The organism is Candidatus Regiella insecticola LSR1 (genome assembly GCF_000143625.1).
In the GTDB taxonomy this organism is placed as follows: Bacteria; Pseudomonadota; Gammaproteobacteria; order Enterobacterales; family Enterobacteriaceae; genus Regiella; species Regiella insecticola.
In genome coordinates this window covers 1-1036 of record NZ_GL379600.1, presented here as the reverse complement: position 1 = coordinate 1036, position 1036 = coordinate 1, and the positions used below count along the sequence as shown (strand labels likewise).

2 protein-coding genes are annotated in these 1036 nt (G+C 41.8%); both read right to left on the bottom strand.

Translation table 11 applies throughout. From position 1 onward, the window contains the following. Window positions 1-93: 93 nt before the first annotated feature. The gene (locus REG_RS12265) at window positions 94-693 is read right to left on the bottom strand and encodes a transposase family protein (RefSeq protein WP_006705103.1); all 600 of its coding nucleotides are present in this window, start codon (window positions 691-693) and stop codon (window positions 94-96) included. Window positions 694-708: 15 nt separating this feature from the next. Next, a complete protein-coding gene (locus REG_RS12260; RefSeq protein WP_006705102.1) occupies window positions 709-954 on the bottom strand; it encodes a hypothetical protein in 246 nt (81 codons plus the stop codon). Window positions 955-1036 lie beyond the last annotated feature (82 nt).

Here is a 1036-nt window from a genome sequence, read left to right as displayed (position 1 = left end):
AGACTTGTTGCCTAATAGTAAAATAAGCGTTCTTGTTTTGGTAATAAATTGAATTTCAAGCCCTTCTTAGATGGAAATTCCATAGGCCGGCGCTTAGAAGGATGAAGGTATCGTCAATAAAAGGTCGACGTTACGTAAAGATTGGGTCATACACCCGAGTCGCTTGATGCCCGCGATGGCGTGTTCAACAGTAATACGAATGCCCGAAATCAGCTTATTTTCTTTTTTTTGTTCAGGAGATAAGGGCGTTTTTCGGGTCGCTTTTTTCGGGAGCAATGTATTAGGATGTTGTTTATTGATAACTTGAAATCCCGTATCCGCCCAGACGGTCACCGTTGATGGAATATGACGTACAATATCCGCTTTATCGAGCAGGCGTTTGTCATGACGTCGACCATTTTTACTCCGTGAGAGAAAACCCATTCGCCTTGTTTCGTCAGTCATCATGACCACTTTGCGGGTAGTCTGTCTCTTCTTTCCCGAGTACATTTTGTTACGGCGTCGGGTATTTTTAGGCTTTTGAACAGGACGTTCTGTCCCATCAATAAAAACGTCACGAACACCCGGAAAAGCGTGGCAAAACTCCTCCATGGAACGGATTTGACGTGCCGGTAACACACATTCATGTCCCAACGTCATCTCTAATACTGGCAACAGCAATTTCACCCAGCGACAAGCTCGGGTTCGTTCCAAACCAAAAAGAAAACCTTATAAGTCATAGGTCGGATAACATTTTAAATACAACAGAATAAAAACCAGTTTATCTAATGGGGTCGGTAAAAATCCTTTCTGGCCTGCCCCCATTTTCCGTTGATGTGCTCCACGGTTATTTTTACGATAAGTTAAATAACAGGATGAAAAATGAGCGGATAAAGTCTTTAATTCTTCCAACGATAGCCCCACTAGCGCTTTGCATAAACGGTTATCTTTTAACAGACGGTCTTTATTGAGCATTTTGGGTTCTCTTAGCCTAAAACTCTCATTATTTTCTATAACACGATCGAAAATGCAATAGGCTTATTAAGCAACTCGTTTA

Coding starts and splice junctions, on each gene's coding strand:
- REG_RS12260 (WP_006705102.1), bottom strand. CDS start 954: ATGCTCAATAAAGACCGTCTGTTAAAAGATAACCGTTTATGCAAAGCG.